This is a genomic window from Corynebacterium sp. H128, from assembly GCF_037482625.1.
Lineage (GTDB): Bacteria > Actinomycetota > Actinomycetes > Mycobacteriales > Mycobacteriaceae > Corynebacterium.
The window spans coordinates 1-17403 of record NZ_JBBHKW010000014.1 but is presented as its reverse complement, the minus strand read 5'-3'; the positions used below and the strand labels follow the sequence as shown (position 1 = coordinate 17403).

The 17403-nt window shown below is 56.6% G+C and carries 19 protein-coding genes; 9 read left to right on the top strand and 10 right to left on the bottom strand.

Annotated elements, in window-relative coordinates; all coding sequences use genetic code 11:
* Positions 1–15: 15 nt before the first annotated feature.
* Positions 16–822, top strand: a complete 807-nt coding sequence (locus tag WG915_RS11005) for an ABC transporter ATP-binding protein (protein ID WP_339565430.1) — start codon at positions 16–18, stop codon at positions 820–822.
* 9 nt (positions 823–831) lie between these two features.
* Here the strand turns inward: WG915_RS11005 and WG915_RS11000 are convergent, their stop codons facing one another.
* A complete protein-coding gene (locus WG915_RS11000) occupies positions 832–1659 on the bottom strand; it encodes a hypothetical protein (protein ID WP_339565429.1) in 828 nt (275 codons plus the stop codon).
* 54 nt (positions 1660–1713) lie between these two features.
* On the opposite strand from WG915_RS11000, the gene WG915_RS10995 reads away from it, so the two are divergent.
* The 5 genes from WG915_RS10995 (at position 1714) to WG915_RS10975 (ending at position 6017) form a co-directional block, all read left to right on the top strand.
* Entirely contained in the window at positions 1714–2079 is a 366-nt protein-coding gene (locus WG915_RS10995; RefSeq protein ID WP_339565428.1) for a cytochrome b5 domain-containing protein, read from the top strand.
* Positions 2080–2392: 313 nt separating this feature from the next.
* A complete protein-coding gene (locus WG915_RS10990) occupies positions 2393–4411 on the top strand; it encodes a catalase (protein WP_339565427.1) in 2019 nt (672 codons plus the stop codon).
* 114 nt (positions 4412–4525) lie between these two features.
* Positions 4526–4921 (top strand): hypothetical protein, encoded by a 396-nt coding sequence (locus WG915_RS10985; RefSeq protein WP_339565426.1) that lies wholly within the window; start codon positions 4526–4528, stop codon positions 4919–4921.
* A gap of 162 nt (positions 4922–5083) precedes the next feature.
* On the top strand, positions 5084–5551 hold the full coding sequence (locus WG915_RS10980; RefSeq protein WP_339565425.1) for a phosphoesterase: 468 nt from the start codon (positions 5084–5086) through the stop codon (positions 5549–5551).
* A 61-nt stretch (positions 5552–5612) separates the two neighbouring features.
* Entirely contained in the window at positions 5613–6017 is a 405-nt protein-coding gene (locus WG915_RS10975) for an META domain-containing protein (protein WP_339565424.1), read from the top strand.
* Positions 6018–6083: 66 nt separating this feature from the next.
* Here the strand turns inward: WG915_RS10975 and WG915_RS10970 are convergent, their stop codons facing one another.
* The 4 genes from WG915_RS10970 to WG915_RS10955 form a co-directional block, all read right to left on the bottom strand.
* Positions 6084–6563, bottom strand: coding sequence for an Hsp20/alpha crystallin family protein (locus WG915_RS10970; protein ID WP_339565423.1), 480 nt, complete (start codon positions 6561–6563; stop codon positions 6084–6086).
* Between the two features lie 125 nt (positions 6564–6688).
* Complete coding sequence (locus WG915_RS10965; RefSeq protein WP_339565422.1) at positions 6689–7474, bottom strand: YhfC family intramembrane metalloprotease; 786 nt, start codon at positions 7472–7474, stop codon at positions 6689–6691.
* 198 nt (positions 7475–7672) lie between these two features.
* Positions 7673–8410: an ABC transporter permease gene (locus tag WG915_RS10960; RefSeq protein ID WP_339565421.1), complete on the bottom strand. Its 738-nt coding sequence runs from the start codon at positions 8408–8410 to the stop codon at positions 7673–7675.
* On the bottom strand, positions 8407–9291 hold the full coding sequence (locus tag WG915_RS10955) for an ABC transporter ATP-binding protein (protein ID WP_339565420.1): 885 nt from the start codon (positions 9289–9291) through the stop codon (positions 8407–8409). Before WG915_RS10955 ends, WG915_RS10960 begins: the two co-directional genes overlap by 4 nt.
* Positions 9292–9448: 157 nt before the next feature.
* On the opposite strand from WG915_RS10955, the gene WG915_RS10950 reads away from it, so the two are divergent.
* From WG915_RS10950 to WG915_RS10940, 3 genes are all read left to right on the top strand, one after another.
* The gene (locus WG915_RS10950) at positions 9449–10579 is read left to right on the top strand and encodes a sensor histidine kinase (protein ID WP_339565419.1); all 1131 of its coding nucleotides are present in this window, start codon (positions 9449–9451) and stop codon (positions 10577–10579) included.
* Positions 10576–11214 carry a response regulator transcription factor gene (locus tag WG915_RS10945; protein ID WP_339565418.1) on the top strand — a complete coding sequence of 213 codons (639 nt, stop codon included), beginning with the start codon at positions 10576–10578 and terminating at the stop codon, positions 11212–11214. The genes WG915_RS10950 and WG915_RS10945 overlap by 4 nt, the downstream gene beginning before the upstream one ends.
* 317 nt (positions 11215–11531) lie before the next feature.
* Complete coding sequence (locus WG915_RS10940) at positions 11532–12434, top strand: hypothetical protein (protein WP_339565417.1); 903 nt, start codon at positions 11532–11534, stop codon at positions 12432–12434.
* 368 nt (positions 12435–12802) lie between these two features.
* On the opposite strand, the gene WG915_RS10935 is transcribed toward WG915_RS10940, so the two are convergent.
* The 5 genes from WG915_RS10935 to WG915_RS10915 form a co-directional block, all read right to left on the bottom strand.
* On the bottom strand, positions 12803–13549 hold the full coding sequence (locus WG915_RS10935; RefSeq protein ID WP_339565416.1) for an ABC transporter permease: 747 nt from the start codon (positions 13547–13549) through the stop codon (positions 12803–12805).
* Positions 13550–13551: 2 nt separating this feature from the next.
* Positions 13552–14310 (bottom strand): ABC transporter permease, encoded by a 759-nt coding sequence (locus WG915_RS10930; RefSeq protein ID WP_339565415.1) that lies wholly within the window; start codon positions 14308–14310, stop codon positions 13552–13554.
* Positions 14307–15215: an ABC transporter ATP-binding protein gene (locus WG915_RS10925; RefSeq protein ID WP_339565414.1), complete on the bottom strand. Its 909-nt coding sequence runs from the start codon at positions 15213–15215 to the stop codon at positions 14307–14309. Before WG915_RS10925 ends, WG915_RS10930 begins: the two co-directional genes overlap by 4 nt.
* 81 nt (positions 15216–15296) lie before the next feature.
* Positions 15297–15968 carry a response regulator transcription factor gene (locus tag WG915_RS10920; RefSeq protein ID WP_339565413.1) on the bottom strand — a complete coding sequence of 224 codons (672 nt, stop codon included), beginning with the start codon at positions 15966–15968 and terminating at the stop codon, positions 15297–15299.
* Positions 15965–17074: a sensor histidine kinase gene (locus tag WG915_RS10915; RefSeq protein ID WP_339565412.1), complete on the bottom strand. Its 1110-nt coding sequence runs from the start codon at positions 17072–17074 to the stop codon at positions 15965–15967. Before WG915_RS10915 ends, WG915_RS10920 begins: the two co-directional genes overlap by 4 nt.
* Between the last annotated feature and the right edge of the window lie 329 nt (positions 17075–17403).

Here is a 17403-nt window from a genome sequence, read left to right as displayed (position 1 = left end):
CCGATAGGATCCATCATGAATTCCATCGCACTGCGCACTGAAGATGTCACTCTTGCCTGGGAAAAGAACGTCATCAGCAAGAACTTGAACGTTTCTTTGCCTGCTGGCGCTTTCACCGCGATCATTGGCCCTAATGGCTGTGGCAAATCCACTCTTCTTAAGGCCTTGGCGCGAATCCTTTCGCCGACAGCAGGGAAAGTATTTCTCGGAGAGCAGTTGATGTCAGGTATGCAGACAAGGAGCGTCGCAAAGCAGCTGGCGCTGTTGCCGCAACATACCACCACCCCTCCCGACATCACTGTCGCAGAGCTGGTGCGCAGAGGTCGGTTCCCGCACCAGAGCCTGCTCAAGCAATGGTCAGAGGCAGATTCTCAGGCAGTTACTGCAGCGTTGACAGCTGCGAGCGTCCTAGAGTTAGCAGACCGACGGGTTCATGAGCTCTCGGGCGGACAGCGTCAACGAGTGTGGCTAGCAATGGTCTTGGCGCAAAATACCCCAGTGCTGCTACTCGATGAACCCACAACCTACTTGGATATTTCCCACCAGTACCAACTCTTGGAACTAGCTCGGTCGTTGGTGACCCAATTAAATCGGACAGTGATTACGGTCCTGCATGATTTGCAGCAGGCCTCCCGCTTCGCGGATCATCTGGTGGTAATGAACGAGGGAAAAATCGTTGCGGAAGGCGCTCCGATCGAGATTCTGACTGCTGACCTAATTTCCCGGGTCTTCGGGCTTAGCGTGCACATCCACCACGTGGAGGACAACCTCATCATTGTGCCCACCGCACTGCCCTCGCCAGATGTGAGCATGCTCGACTGAGCTGCACAATTAGGCCAGCATCTCCGCTATCATCGCATCATAAACTTGCTCTGCTTTCGCAATACGCTCGGCGGTCCATTCGATGTCTGGATCCGGTTCGAGGTGGCCGAGCAGCACGGTGACCATGGCGATTTCCGCTTGCGACCAGTCGGCTGCGTCAGCTTCGAATAGTTCCATTGCTACGCGCTGTTCCAGCCAAGCTGGATCTGCCAACCCCCGGGAGAGAATTCCACGCATGGTGAGCCCGGCGAGCTCAGAAAGGGCCTGGAATCCTGCTACGCCCTGCCATGGTTTCCGTTGCCGGTAGCCGATGAGCGCGCATAGCTGCTGGTAAATCTGGGCGCGGCGCATCACAAAGGTCTGCTCGATGCGAGCCAGTTCCGCAGCTACGGCCTCCTGGAGTGTCTCATCTTCCAATGTGTGACAGGTGGTGGAGATGCCGAGAAAGAGCCGCCATTTCGGGGAGTTCAACATGCGCCGCACGTCCGCATCGACGGAAAGCCGCAGGCCTTCCACCACTAGGTTTCGGCGCCCTTGTTCGGTATCCAACACGGGACGGTAGTGCCCAATGAGCTCAGAGAGAGCCACGATCTCCGCCATCCCCTCCGGTAGCAGCGTCACCTGAGACAGCGCCGTGACCAGGGTTTCCGCTAAAAATTCTTCGCGATTCGGCCAGATACGATAAGCGCTGGCGCGGGACACTCCCGCCGCTTTGATGACCTTTTCCATCCGGACGACTTCCAACCCAACGCTCGGACCGGCGGAGATGAGATCTTCGCTCGCGCGCTGCAGCATGAGCTCCCGAGTTTCTGCCTCGCTTTTCCTCTTGCCATTCATGAGACACAGTGTATCATGAGCATTGTGAGACACAATGTATCAAGGAGGATTCACATGTGGTTGATTATTGGCATTTCGGTTGTTGTGGCAGCTGTCATCGCCATGTTGATATGGCCGAGCCCACCCAACGTCAATGACCCAACAAAGCTGGAACGCACATTCAGCGTGGCCGAACAGGCCAAGCTGGAGACAACATCGATTAGCTCGGACCAACTCAGCAACGCGACCTGCGAAGATGGCGCGGCATGTTGGATCCTCGTAGACGACGTGGTCTACGACTTATCCGTCTTTCCCGCTTGGGCGCGCGGCCAGCATCATGGAGTTAAGGCCGGAACCGACGGCACGGACAAGTTCCTCAAGTCCAGCCACGCAGTGGCCATCCTCCAAAAAATGCCGGTAGTTGGCCACTTTGCTGGCTAGCCTCATACAGGAACCGCAGTGCACATCATGTATCCTTGCCATCCCAGGACATCAGCTTCCCCAATGGAGATCTCTCCAAATCTGGAATCGACAACCTCTTTGTGCCCCACCGAGCTACAGTCCCCCAAGCTTCCAGCACAGTTGGTGACATCACCCCAATAGTGCAACTTTTTCATAACACACTGACAACAACGCCCGCATAAATCCCCGTTGAACTGCAGTAAAGGCAAATTCTTCCCTCCTGCGAAAGCGATTCCCGCTTCTCTAGTGTGGATGGCACAGCCCATCTCACCCGCAGTTAGAGAGGATCGCCATGAGCCGCCAGATTCCAGGAGTACCTACTTCCACTCCGGCACAGGAGCAGGAGCCAACCTCACCGCACGGACCTATCCCACCCAAGCCCGACCAACGCGGGCCGGCGCCACATACCCCAACTGGTTGCCCAATGAGCGCTCACCAGGCGGATATGGCCGAGCAAGGCGAGTATCACACCACTCAGCAAGGTGCGCGCATCAATGACACTGATCATTCCCTCAAGGCTGGTCAGCGCGGCCCCCTACTCATGCAGGATCATCACTTCCGGGAGAAAATCACCCACTTTGATCACGAGCGCATTCCAGAGCGCGCAGTGCACGCCCGTGGCGCCGGAGCCCACGGTGTGTTTAAAGCCAATGGTGCCGCCACGAAGCTCACTACCGCTGGATTCCTGCAGAAAGGCGTAGAAACGGATGTCTTCGTGCGCTTTTCTACCGTGCTAGGATCCCGCGGGTCCGCCGACACAGTACGCGATACTCGCGGTTTTGCCACTAAGTTCTACACCGCGGAAGGCACGTTTGATTTGGTCGGCAACAACATGCCAATCTTCTTCATCCAGGATGCCATCAAATTCCCAGATCTCATCCACGCTGGCAAACCACATGCGGACCGGGAGATTCCTCAAGCTCAAAGCGCGCACGATACCTTTTGGGATTTTGTCACCCTCCATACTGAAGCGACCGCACACACCTTGTGGAACATGTCCGATCGTGGCATCCCGCGCTCACTGCGGATGATGGAGGGCTTTGGCATTCACACTTTCCGCCTGATCAACGCGGCAGGAGAGACGTGCCTGGTGAAGTTCCACTGGAAGCCGAAACTCGGGGTGCACTCCATGGTCTGGGAGGAAGCTCAGCTCACCGGTGGCATGGACCCGGATTTCCATCGTCGCGATCTCGCAGATGCCATTGAAGCTGGCGCCTACCCAGAATGGGACCTAGGCATCCAAGTCTTCCCCGATACTCCGGAGGAAACCTTCGAGGGCATCGACCTACTTGACCCCACCAAATTCGTGCCCGAAGAACTGGCCCCGGTCCAGGTCATCGGCACCATGACACTGAATGCCAATCCGATCAACTACTTTGCCGAAACTGAGCAGGTAGCATTCCATCCTGGTCATCTCGTACCAGGCATCGACCTCACTAACGATCCGCTGCTGCAGGGTCGCCTGTTTTCCTACCTAGACACGCAGCTCTCCCGGCTGGGTGGACCGAATTTTTCCCAGCTGCCAATCAACCGCCCGCATGCGCCGGTCAACGACAATTTCCGCGATGGCATGCATCAGACTGCGGTGCACGGCGGCACCCCATACAACCCGAATTCTGTAGGTGGTGGCTGCCCATTCATTGCGGGCGAGGCCACCCTCATCGAGGTCCCTCAGGAAGTCGCGGGTACGTTCACCAGGGAAAAGCCAGCTTCGTTTGAGGATCACTTTTCTCAGGCCACCCTGTTCTACCGTTCCCTCTCCCCCGTCGAACAGTTCCATATCACGCAGGCATATACCTTTGAACTGGGCAAATGCTATGAGAAGGCCATTAAGGAGCGAGCTGTCTCGGTGCTCGCGCACATTGATAGCGAACTCGCGGCCACGGTTGCTGCGGGGCTCGGCTTGGCAGCTCCAGAGCATGTCGAAGTAGCTGAGGTTACTCCATCACCAGCACTGAGTCAGGTGGGCAAGACTTGGCCTATCGACGGCCGCCAAGTGGGCATCTTAACCAATGCTGATTCGGATCCCGCGGGCGTCGAGAAGCTAGTGGCCGAGCTTTTCGACGCCGGCGTTACCCCGCTCGTCGTGGCAGAGCGCGGTGGCAAGCTCGGCGAAGTAGACATCTCACGCACCTATTTGACCACCCGCTCCATTGAATTCGACGGGCTGATCGTGCTGGATACTCCTGACCTGCCGGAGGTAGAAATCCTGCTCGCGGAAGCAAAGCGCCACTTCAAGCCGATTGTCCAGGAAGCTGATGTGTCCACCCTGACCAGCAAGTTGGCGGAGCATCGCCTGTGGGATGCTTAAGCCCCGGCTATCTTGAGGAAGTTCCCGTCCTGTGAGACACAGCTTGCATTCCGATCTCACCCCCGCGACGTCAACGAGCGACATCCACGCACAACTTAGCTAATCTATGCAATCGTGATTAAGAATATTCCCGAAATTAGCACGCTTAGATTTATAGACCCGTTCCTTTACACCGATCCTTTGCATGTACCAATCGCAAATAGGCCACTTACCTTCGCGGTGTGTGCTTCGGCGAAGGACGCGGATCTCCATAGCTTGATGTCTGCAATTATGAACTTCCGACTGCTCAGCCGCCCCGAGTTCCAGCTTCGCACTCAGGAGGAAATTTGTGGCGCGATTAGTTTAGAAACCCCGGATCTTAAGAGCATGTGGGACCACATAACTCTTGGCGAACGCCCTACCCTAAGGCGCCGCGGAAAGGATTGGGAGGTGGCGCTGACCTGCGCCTATCAGGAACGCCCGTTCACCATCGCGCTTGTCGACGGCAACCGGCATCCCCTCGCGACATAGGTCGCCTTAGTTTGGTGGCCTATGCGCTATTCTTCCTAAACTGTGTCACACAGTAGCCTCAGTACCCTCAGCACCCTCCTCGCCCGGATTCTCAGTGAAGTCTGCGCGCCCTGGATTTCAAACATTGTGCTCTTCGTTGTACTAGGCGTACATTGCGGCCAAGTGGGCATCGGCGCGCTCTGCGCCCTCTTCACTAGCATTTTGCCGATGGCGTGGATTCTGCTGCTGCAGAAGAGAGGACGCGTGAGTTCACATCATGTGACACAGCGCAGCCACCGCGGACCAATATTCATGGGTATCGCCTTGTTACTCGGGGTGCTCATAGGTGTATTAATCTGGCTTGAAGCTGACCTTCGCATCTGGACAGCAGTTTTCGCCGCCCTCGGGTTCATTCTTATGTTCGCGCTGGTGACAGTGGTACTTAAAACGAAAATCTCCGTACATGTCGGGCTGTGGCTCACCGTGACCGGGTATTTGGCAGTAGTCGTCCATCCCCTGTGGTGGACACTATTCGCACTAACCCCATTAATTGCCTGGGCCCGAGTGCGCATCAGCCATCACACGGTGCCTGAAATTCTCGGCGGTGCGGTGGCCGGTCTAGCGATCTTAACGATTGCGTGCGCTTTCTAAGCAGGTGGGGCTTAGCGAAAATCACAGTCATTCCGCACTATCAGCAACTAGACTAATAGTCATGATCCAGCCTAAATCTGCCCTACTCGGTGCCCTCGCGATGTCTGCTTCCTGGCTGCTGTTGGGGTGTTCTACCGGAGGAGCGCAGGAAGTGATGGTCACTGGCGTCGATTGGCATTTTGCGGATAACCCCGATGCGAACTTCCGCATCGAGGGCACCCAGCTCAGCGGTAGCGATTCCTGCAACCACTTGATGGGCAACGTGACCATCTCCACTACCACGCCACAAACCATCGACTTCGGAGATGGGCTCGCCACCACGCGGATGGCATGTTTGGACGCAGACGATACGCCAGAAAAGGTGCATCAAGCTTTGCAGGGTGTGCGGGTGATCGAGCAGCACAAGGATGGCACGTTAACCCTCAAGGATGACGCGAGCGGGCAAGCCTGGAGCTTTCACCGCTAGGAGCGACTCCTAAATTGGCAAAGCCAGGCCCGGGTGGCAGGCCTGGCTAGCTACGGGACTTAACTCTTAGTTCTCCTCAGCTTCGTTTGTTGCCTCGATCGCCTCCGGTTGATCTGTCGCGCGCTCACCCGAGGTGATCTCGATCTTCTTCTTAGAGCTTTTCGCCTCGGGGGTCGGGATGGTGACAGCGAGGACTCCGTTGTTCAGGTTGGCCTCGATCTTGTCCATGTCCGTACCTTCCGGCAAGGTGATGCGACGCTGGAAGTTGGATGCCGACTCACGGATCACGTACTTCTTCTCCGCGTCCTTCTCCACCTCACGTCGCGCAGCGCTGATGGTGAGGGTACGGCCATCTACATCCAAGTCGATGTCTTCCTGCTTGAAGTTTGGCAGATGCGCCTCGACGATAATCGCGCCATCACGCGTGTAGACGTCAGTAGTTGGAATGTTCACTCCACGGACCGGGGTGTTCACGTTGTCCCCAAAGAATGCCTTCTGCAGTGCATTCAGTTCAGCAAATGGATTCCAGGTTGAAATATCAGCCATGATAGATCTCCTCTACACAGATGCCTTGTTTAGTTGTGGTTGCAAGCCCCCTTGCCTGCAACCATAGACTAAAAGTTGAGTCGACTCTTGTCAAGAGCTGCGGAAAACTTCACAGCTTTTACATGTCAGCGCTGCTCAAAGGCAGTAGGAAGCACCATTCGAGCCCGCCCGATCACCAGCGCCAGCAGGGCAGCGATGACCAGTACTCCACACAGTTCCACCAGCCAGGTGTTAATCCCATGCCGCAAGGCAGAGAGGGCGCCGAGGTTTACGCAACCATGCACTAGCACCGCGAGCAGCCAAGCAAGGAATTTCCTTCCTCGCTGAATCCCCATCATGATGATCAGCGAGCAGGCGATATGCAGTCCGATTGCCCACATGCGCTCCACACCGCCAGCCAAATAGCTGCTAGCCGGAGTTTCAGTGAGTACAGCTTGTATCTGCTCAGCAGCTTCGGGCGGCATGCTTTTCGCGATCGAATTCCACATTCCCGCATTCATCATCAGCGCGATCACGAGGTTATTGACCATCGTCATGCCAACGAGCAAAATCGCCTCAATTCCGCCGTGCCCGAATCCGAAGGCAAGGCCGTCGACAAGCCGGTGGAAGCCTTTCAGCAGCAACAGCATGAACACCAGCCGCGCGGTCTCTTCAAACAGACCGGCGCTGAAGCTCGCGACCGGGACTGAGCTCAGGAACGCGCCGATCGTATCCGGAGCAAATGCCGTCGCGAGCGACATCAGCGGGATCCGCAACAGCATCTGCGACACAAAGAACGCCAAGGCGCCGACACCGAACGCCCTGAGAACCTGCTTGTTTCGACGCGCGAGCACCCCGATGCCTGCTAGCGGGATAATCACGCACAGCACCAGCGTGACGGCCATGCATATGAGGGCGGGAGTTGAAACCATGACACCTTCCTTCGGCAAAATCTGTACTAACTACAGTAATACAGATTTGTTTCCGTGTGCTACCCGCGCGCAAGGTCTCGGCGTCGAAAAGCGAGCCAGGCGTTGCAGGTAGATTGCTGCATTCTCGACGGCATTCGCCTCGCTGAAACGCCATGGCAACGGTGGCCAGTGAAGAGAGCGATCAACTTTTGTAGCCGACTAGCGCATCGCCGCGTTGATAACACTTGGCCTGCTAACCCATTGAATAGCAATCAACAAACACATCACTACAAAAGCTCCTGTAATTGCTCCGCCTGCCAACAATGGTTTTACACTCCCGAATCCATATTCCGGATCAATGATTGCAAGGCCAGTGCGATATGGCCATGCAGTGGGGATGCTCCATGAGAATTCAGCAGCCATCACAACCACAGTCACCATAGTGACTATCACTCCAACTACATTGACCACTACTGCACTGCGCGTCAGGACGCAGAGAGCAGCACTAACAGCCACCATGACGCCCATTGTCCCGACTTGAAACACAAGATAGGAGCACAGCATACGAGCCGGATCATCACGCACTCCAGTGGCGTAGAGAAAAACCAGCATGAGAACTGCGGAAATAGCAATGTAGCAAGCTAAAATCAGCGCACCCGTGAGAACTTTGGCCACCAAGAGACGCCTCGGTCCTTGTGGTTGAGTGAGCCAATCGAACCATGTCCGGTTATTAAACTCGAGATGAAAAACGATGCTTGTAACAACACATGCAACTAACCCTGTGACGAGCATGGACTGGTTATAGAGGATGAAATAGAGGTTAGACCCCAGTCGCACCGACTTCATTATCGCTGCTACAAGCACCATAAAGAGTGGCGCTATATGTAATACAAATGCGAACCACAATGAGTTTTCTTTCTGGATCTTTATCCATTCATTCCGGATGAGTGAGATCAACTGTTTTCTCCTTGGAAAAGTTCGACATAGAGATCTTCGAGGCCCTGTTCCGAAATCTCGCTTCGCGGAAGGGAATGGATAATCTCACCAGATCGGATGAATGTCAGATAGTTTGCGGTTGCAGAGATTTCTGTGAGGTTATGGCTGGAAGCCACCACTGCTAGGTTTCGCTCATCTCGCAATCGAATTAGCAGCTCTCGGCAATCTCGGATACCTAACGGGTCTAGTCCGTTCGTTGGCTCATCCAACAGCAGGATATGGGGATCCCCGATCAGCGCCCTAGCAATTCCTAACCGCTGCTTCATCCCCAAAGAAGCTTTCCCACATGGCAAGTCCCGGTGGGGTGAAAGCCCAACTAGCGATAGCAAATCATCGAGTTCATCATGTGGGGCGTTGTGATAATTTGCATGCAACTTCAGGTTTTCAAACATACTTAAGCGAGCGTAGAAGGCTGGGTATTCGATAAGATGTCCGATCCGGACGTGTTCGGGCTGGCTTTTGATACTTCCGGTGTAGTCCACTGCCCCAAGAATTGCCTTTAAAATAGTGGTCTTTCCAGCGCCATTCGGCCCTAACAGGCCGTAAATCTGGCCTCGGTGAAACTCCAAATCAACTCCGCGAAGGACCTCTGTCTGTCCAAAGTTAACTTTCAGCTGCTGAACTTCAATTACGCGGTTCATAGCGCCAACCACACCACGAACGTGAAGCAATAGATGCCCATGAGAGGAAGAGCAGGCACAGCTTTTACTCTTTTCATTCCTCCCTGCAGAACTTGATAGACGACGACCAGTACGGCTGACGTTAACGCCAGCATGCTGACTATTAGCAACGTCTCGCTCATTCTTTCCACTGCCACGATCTACTCCTTTATTGATGATCACTGCTGGACTGTGACAACCATATGGAGAAGGGATCGCACGTTTCTATAGGCAAATAGCCCTAAAACACAACTCTTGTCTCGAGTGGATTAATCGTTTGTCAGAGATTCTGGCCGAAAGATACTTGGTTTTGGTTCAGCAGCACATTTAGGCTGTTCAGGTGGAAATTCAACGTCCGAAACGGAGATTCAGCCGATACCTTGCGGCAGTACCAGGAAGCGCGACTGTGCTTTTCGGCATTGCCTGCGTAGTCGACAGCGCAATGGGGAATCAGATTGAGATTCCTGTGCCATGGCTAATGATCGACGTACTCATTGGTTTTATGGCTCTTGTCTTGTCTTCTCGGCAGCTGAGTCCTCGGGCGGTTCTCTTAGCCTCACTGATTTCATCCTCAGCCACTGGATCCGCGCTCGCCCAGATTGCAAGAATCTCCTGGAGTGGGCAAATATGGAAAGCCCAACTGAGTGGATTGCTATTTTGTATTTTTTCAGTGCTTCGGTGGCAGCTGCCTTGGTCACCTGAAGCCTTCTATCATCGGCATTGGTCGGGACTCATTCTTGTGTCCGTTACTGCACAGTGTTTTATCGCCTGGGGTGGATTTTTCGGTTCTCAAGCTCGATTGGTGCAATCGTTGCGAGAACAAAATACTGCACTAATCCTGAGTAAAGAAGCTGACGTGAATTTCGCACTAGCACAGGAGCGCCTCGCGCTTTCTCGTGAAATGCATGATGTTTTAGCCCACCGCATCAGTCTTATCAGTATGCACTCCGCCGCTTTAGAATGCCGCGAATCCATGGATTCTGAAGAACGCCAATCATTAGGCGGAATTATTCGTTTTAACGCAAAGGCTTCCTTGTCCGAACTACGTGCGATCCTTAGCGATCTGCGAGAAGAGCAGCTCCAGGAACGTCAACCCGATGTCGAAGATCTTCCCAGTCTTGCCATGGACGGCGCAGACCTCCAGCATCCGGTCAAAGTTACCGTTAACCTAGGTGGCGCAACCCTACCTCCAGGCACTGGACGACACCTTTACCGCATCGCTCAAGAAGCTGTAACTAACGCTCGTAAGTACGGCGTGCCAGGTGACATCCAGGTAGACCTTCAGTGTTCGCAAAGCGAGTGCATTTTAGAAATCACTAACCCCACCGGAACGGAGCCCGAAACACCACCGGGCTTGGGTATCAAAGGCATGTTAGAACGAGTCCACCTATGCGGTGGGCAACTGACACGAAGTCTTCACAACAACACGCACCAACTTCGCATCAACGTACCTGTGGAGGAATCGCAATGATCAAAGTCATGATTGTCGATGATGACGCCCTGGTCGTTGCAGGGATCAAAAGCATGCTCGCCGAAGAAGCCGACCTTTGTATAGTAGCGACAGCTCCCAATGGACAGCAGGCTATCGAATGCCTCCGAACCATCGAAGTAGATGTCATCCTCATGGATCTAAGAATGCCAGTAATGAACGGCACCGCTGCTACTACCAAAATCAAACAAGGTCCCAATCCGCCTCGGATTTTGGCATTGACTACTTGGAACACCGATGATCATCTTCGGGATGCGCTGAACGCCGGCGTCGACGGATTCTTACTCAAAGATGCCAGCACCGCAGAACTCGCAAACGCGATTCGGCAAACCTCTCACGGTCAATCGACTCTTTCTCCTGCAGTCACAGATCGACTCATCGCAGCATTTACCAAAACCAGCGCAGAACAACAGGCCGCTAAACGTGCACTTGCGAAACTAACCCCACTTGAAAAAGAAGTTGCCGATGCAATAGCGGATGGACTCACCAATGCGGACATCGCGGCCGAAAGATACATGAGCGTTGGGAATGTAAAGGGCTGCGTATCTCGCATACTCACCAAGCTGGGTCTATCGAACCGAGTACAAATCGCAACACTTGTTCATCAAGCACAATAGTTAGACAAATCGCTCAGGGAGCTGGGTCTTTCCGCTGAAATCTTGCGGTGGCTCAGTCAAACCCAAGTGCACACCTAGCCGTCAATGCCGCGGTCGCTTGACCCGAGTCGCTTTGCCAGAGCGCCTCGGCGAGTTGCCGTCGACAAGCTTTGCCAGAGCGCTCCGTGCCTCGATTTCTCCTCTCCGACTTCAAGAACTCGAAAACCCCTAGACAGCGTCAGCTCGTGCCGAGGGCTTTCCTTGGGTTTTCGAGTTCTTGAAGTCGCAGTGGCAACGTGGGGCCTGCGTGCCCCCTAGATTCGCGCTACTTTTGATGCATGAATGTCTGGGGGGACAAGATTAAGGTCGTCGATACGCGGCGCATGACGCACCTCGAGTACGTCGAGTGGATCGATCGGCACAAAAGTAGCCACTTCAATATCCATGCGGAACTGTGGGCGGACATCAATGCCTGGATGGCGCTGCCGCCGTGGGTCAAGGATTGGGCTCGCATCCTTGCGGTGGGAACGCGCACTCGTAGCGGGGTGATTTGTGGTCGTTCGGCGGCGCGCTTATGGGGGATTCAGATTCTGGGCTACGAGAAACCCGTGGTTGTGTGCCTGCCTGGATCGAAGACGCCGCCGCGGAGCCGAAATAGGTGGATTCACTACCGATCCGCGAAAGTCCCAGCCGACAAGGTCGTGGAGCACAAGGGAATACGGTTCACCTCAATGGAGCGCTCTGTCGCCGATACGTGCAGGTGGGGCGATTTTGCTGAAGGTCTCGTCGCAGTGGAAAGCTACTTGAGGCATCAGGATGGGCATCGATTCCTGCTGATGCGCGAACTCGAGCATCTTGGCAGGCTTCCGGGCGTCAGGAAGCTGCGCAGAGTTATGGAGGCGGCGAATTCGAAGTCGGAAAGCGTCGCCGAATCGTGGGCAAAGGCGCAGCTCATCGAGGCGCGGATCCCCTTTGAGCAGCAAGCGCGTATCGACGACCGTCGCGTCGATTTCCTCATCGAGGGCATCATCGTGGAGATCGACGGCGACTCAAAATTCAAAGAAGCCGAGTCCGTCGCGGTCCTCCACGAACGCAAACGCGACCGAGAACTCCAAAACGCGGGCTATCCGGTCGCGCATTTTGATTGGAATGCGCTCAAAGAAGGCACGTTCATACCGGACCTACGTCGCCTCCTCGAATCCATGAACTCGAAAACCCCAAGAGTCCCAAAGAGCTCCTGAAGCCCTTTCCTGCAGTTTTCGAATTCTCGAAGTAGCGGCGGGAAGAGACACCCTGCTTGAGACCTTGCCCCACCGGGAATCGCTTGCTTCCCCCGGCTAGCGGGAGCTCTCCTCGAATCCATGAACTCGAAAACCCAAGCAAGCTCAAATCACGCCTGCACCGCTCTCCTGCAGTTTTCGAGTTCTCGAAGTAGCGGCGGAAAAGTACGCCCCACGAAAGAGCATGTTTAAGCCAACCCACTGACATGAAGCTGATCCCCTTTCCAAAAGGCAAGCACCCGGAGTTGCTCATAGATCAGATGAGCAATGGCGTGGTGAACGAACCGTGAGTTGTGGCGCCATTCATCACCACCCAAATGGAGCCCTCCCTAAGACCGAATATCTACCCGGCGCAGCCACGCCACGGATGTGGCCCAGCCGAGCGCTGTCAACAGGGCAGATGCGATCAGGAGTGAGATCAACGTCGCGGCGTCGAGGTTTCCGGCCGTCGATACGGCGGTGCTGCCGGTGGAGAGCGTGTTGGTGACCAGCGCGGACGGCAGGATCCACATGAGCTGTTCGAAGCCGGCGCTGATTGCGCCGAAGGTGAGGATCGTGCCGGCCAGCGCGATGGCGACGGGGGCGGCGAAGTTGCGGATGATCATGGAGAAGAAGGATTGCCAGGCGGCGACCGCAGCTGCCGGGATCACCGCGAGCACGATGCCGGCGAGGTTGGCCCACGGGATGGTGCCGGGGATGCGCAGCGCAAGGCCCACGCCGAGGCTGAGGGCCAGGACGATGAGCTGCATGATCGCTACGAGGACCACGATCGCGCCGATCTTCGCGGCGATGATCCCGCCGATTCCGCGCGGCACCGTCATGAGCTGGTTCCAGTTGAAGCCGCGGTGCTCGAGTCGCCAGGCAGCGGCGGCGAGGATCGCGGTACCGATAGTCATGAAGAACAGGCCGTAAAACAGCACCACCTGGGAGAGGTAGCTGGACCAGCCCGCGGTGAGCATTTCCCGGTTGGCGGAATAGTTTCCGGCACCGTAGGCGACCGAGATTAGCGGGATCAGCACCAATACCGTCCACACGTGGGAGCGTCGGAACTTGAGCAGTTCATTGCGGAGCAACATGGTTAGTATTCCCTTGCGTTGAGTCGGCGGGTGAGGACGAAGAAGCAGATAGCTGTGAGCAGCACATACAGCGCCCACGGCAGCCACGCCTGCTGCACCGGCGCCACGCCCGCATCAGTGAAGGTGTACGGGGTGAGCACCGCGAAATAGCCGAAGGGGTTGATCATGGTGAGCCACGGCGGCGAGAGCATCCCCCAGATACCGAGGAATCCGCCGAGCACGCCCACGCCCAGCACCACCAGCTGGGATTCGAAACGCGCAGCGAGCCACATGAACAGGGCGAGCATGGCGGCGCTGGTTCCCAGCACTCCGAAGGTGGAGCGCAGCCAGGAATCCCAAACCTGCGTAGCGGGTCCGGGAGCCCCCAGCACCAGTGGCGCCCCCACGATCGCTGCCAGTTCGACTGCGCGCAACAGACCCAAAATCGCAGCGAACACCAGGAACTTCCGGCGCAGTAGCTCGCCCGGCCACGTGCCGGCAACGGCATTGAGACGCCACCCGCCGGCCAGGTGTTCGGGGTCCACCGCGCGGCTGGCCAGTAGCGCGAGCTGGATCGGAGCCAGCAGGGACAGCACCATCAGGTAGCTGATCAGATATGCGGACCAGTTCTGGTCCGGGTCGGCCGCAAAGGAATCGATTTTCCCGGTTTGTAGCAGGTTCATGCTGGTGAACAGGATGATGCTCATCGTGAGCCCGAGGCCAAAGAGCAGCACGCGAGAGCGACGCAGTTTGGCTACCTCGATGGCAAGATTCTCCATCATTGCAATCCCTCCCTACCGGTCAGTCCAATGAAAACTTCTTCCAGGCTGCGGTGTTGCCGCACGACCTGGGTGATGGGCACGCCCTGCTGGACCAGGCGGACGCACATGTCCGAAACGTCCTGCTCGCTGAGGTTTCCGAGTACGACGCCGCCGGGCACCAGGACGGGCTGCAGCGCTTGCAGCACGCGGGCCGCCTCCGCGGCCGCGGTGGTTTCCACGAAGACATCTGGCAGCTTGGTTTCAAACAGCTCCCGTTGCGTTCCCTGAAATACCAGCTGACCTTGGTGGATGATGCTCAGCTCCGTGGCCATCTTCTCGATCTCGGAGAGCAGGTGGCTCGACACCAACACGGTGCGCCCCTCATCCCGCGCCAGGCTGACGATGAGCTCACGGATCTCCTCGATACCAGCCGGGTCAAGGCCGTTCGTGGGCTCGTCCAGAATGAGGATCTTCGGGTCACGCAGCAGCGCCAGCGCAATGCCGAGGCGCTGCTTCATGCCCAGCGAGTAGTCCTTGACCAGCTTGTCCATGTGCTTTTCCAGGCGCACCAACTCGATCGCGCGCTCAACGTTCGCCGGTTCCGCGCGCAGCAGCCGGGCGGCGATGCGCAGGTTCTCGGCGCCGGTGAGGTGCAGGTAGGCGGAGGGTTGTTCGATGAGGGAACCCACCTGGGCGAGCACCTGCCCGCGAGTCTGGCGATTCATCGGCTGGCCCAGCACAAAAATCTCGCCCGCGGTGGGCCGGAGCAGCCCGAGCATCATCTTCATGGTGGTGGACTTGCCGGACCCGTTCGGCCCCAACAGCCCGTGGACACTGCCTTGGGTGACCGCCAAATTCAGCTTATCGACGACAGTAGCCGTCCCATACGTTTTGGTGAGATTCTTCGTCTCGATGATCGTTGTCATACCCATCATGCTGCCGCCGCCGGCCCCTGAACTCATCGGCGCGGAGCACGATTTCTACCTCATACCCAGGCATGACGCCCGCTAGGAGTCGAGCAGGTCTTCTCGGGACACCAGCCCGGCGCGATAGGCGAGCAGCGCCACATGCACCCGATCCCGCGACCCCGTCTTGGACATCACCCTGCCCACGTGTGTTTTCACTGTGGGCATGGAGATAAAGAGGCGCTCGCAGATTTCAGCATTGGTCCAGCCCTTGGCGATGGCCACCAGTATCTCTTGCTCTCGGTTGGTCAGTTCACCTAGTAGTCGCTGGTCCGCGGCGGAAGTCGGCACCTGGTGCGGTGCTTGCAGCCGAGTGACAATCCGGTTGGTGGCCCGCGGAGAGATCACCGCATCCCCGTGATACACCGTGCGGATCGATTCGAGCAGCACCTCGGGTTCGGCGTCCTTGAGGATGAATCCGCTGGCCCCGGCGGCCAAGCCGCCGAGGACGTATTCCTCGTCATCGAAGGTGGTCAGGATGATGGTCTTTGTTTCGGGGGCCGCCTCAGCGAGGCGTTTGGTGGCGGCGATGCCGTCGAGAAGCGGCATTTGTACGTCCATCACCACCACGTCGACGGGGTCAGCGGCGGCCTTGTCCAACGCCTCGAGCCCGTTGGTGGCTTGCCAAGCGACCGTCATGTCGGGTTGGGAGGTGATGATTTGGTTGATACCGTGCAGGAACAGGAGTTGGTCGTCGACAAGCGCGATGTTCATGCGTGCGCCCCTAGCGGAAGCGTTGCCAGGACGCGCCACTGGCCAGACTGCATGCCCGCCTCACAGGTGCCACCGCAGAGTTCGGCTCGTTCACGCATGCCGGTGATGCCGTGGCCTAGACCCGGAGTGCGGCTGTCACATGGATTTTGAACCCGAATAGTTGCCTGCTCAGGCCGCCAATCGATGCCCAAAGTAGCACCGCCCACGCCGTGCTTTTTCGCATTTGTCAGCGCCTCCTGCGCAATCCGGTACATCGCCAGCGACACTCCATCGGGTACCTGCTCTGGCGGCTCACCGGTCACGCGATAGGAGATGGCGAGCCCGCTACTCGACGTCTGCTGCACCAGATTGGCGATGTCCACGTAGCCGATGCTTGGCGACGCCGCATGACTTTCCCCTTCACGTAGGAGGCCCACCACCGATCGCATCTGCCGGAGAGACTCCCGCCCAACCTTTGAAATCGCCACCAGCGCTTCCTCTTTCGCTTCTGCACTACCGGCGTAGCGCCCGCCATCCGCCTGAGCAACAATCACGGTCAGCGAATGCGTCACTAGATCATGGATCTCCCGGGCAATATGGTTGCGTTGTGAGATCTCGCGCTTCTCAAATTCCTCACGTTGGGTCTCCAGCGACTTCTGTAACGCGATCTCCTGGGCTTCCAACGTGCGTCTGCGCAGCTCACCCATCAACCCACACGCCATGAGGGTTGTAACGCTCCACGTCACGTAGACAAGCCGTTTAAACAGGTCGACTTCTGTGAGACCTGGAGTGAACACAAAAAGGCCAACGATGTCCCCGAGAAGCAGAGTGACCGTAGCGATTGCCCGCAGCGGTTCAGGCAAATCCCGACGCACGATGTAGGCCGCCAGCCCTGCGACCAGAATGCATGCGATGGTGATCTCGACACGCAATGCGCATGCCACAAGGATCCCCAGCATCACAATGACGGTCGACAAAGGCCAACGCTTCCGGCACAGTGGCACCACGAACAGCGTGATCGTCAGCCACAGGTCCCAGTCCCACACAGCGGAAATCGACGATCCCAAGAATGATAGCGAAACCAGCACGCCAGCAGCTATGACATCAACCGCCCGAATGTTCTTCACCTCACCGACACTAGTCAGCAAGCTAAGGCAATCACATCATGCTGCAGTATGACTCACAGTGCCTTTTTCATATGCCATGTTTAGGGATTGGATTCCACGCGGTCGAGGCATTCTGGTGCTCCCAGAGTGGCTTGTTGGGGCGGCGCTTTCGAATCCACTCGCTCGAATCGGTGAACGCGAATTCATGAACTCGAAATCCCAAGGGCGGTGTCAAGCTGTGAATGCACCACAAACCAGAAAGGTGGTTCGTGGTGGTTCAACGATCAACACAGAAGATAAGGGACCATGCGGTGGCTTCGGTGCTTGCCGGCCGACGGGTAACTGTGGTC